Source organism: Microbacterium karelineae (genome assembly GCF_009745985.1).
Taxonomy (GTDB): Bacteria; Actinomycetota; Actinomycetes; order Actinomycetales; family Microbacteriaceae; genus Microbacterium; species Microbacterium karelineae.
Map to the genome: position 1 here is coordinate 1 of NZ_WFIX01000155.1, position 366 is coordinate 366.

The following is a 366-nucleotide window of genomic DNA, read 5'->3' on the forward strand; positions in this document are numbered from 1 at the left end:
AAAGTCATATCTCTATGGATAATCGTAGCATCTCTTCTGGAATCTGTTGCAGAGTAGGCGTCATATAATCCTTGGGTAGGCGTTGCAAATCCCCAGCCCCAGCCTGTAGTACCTCTGGCTCCCTGAACCTGGCTATACTGCTGGATTGCTCTTCCTGCTGTTCCTCCACTACCATTAATTTCGAAGATAGATTCAGCATTATTTTCTCCGGAAACTTTATAAATATCCTGGAAATTAGTTGTCAATGAATAACCTGTCACCAAATTAGTCTCATCTACTGCCAACTGCCATTTCTTCTGATATAAATACACCTTAGCTAAAAGTGCATGGGCAGCACCTTTTGTAGCTCTTTGTCCCCCCGTTCCA

General features: G+C 43.2%; 1 protein-coding gene. It reads right to left on the bottom strand.

Features of this window, described 5'->3' with window-relative positions:
* The coding region (locus GB932_RS22375; protein WP_197517229.1) for a RagB/SusD family nutrient uptake outer membrane protein at positions 1-366 on the bottom strand (366 nt) is incomplete at both ends.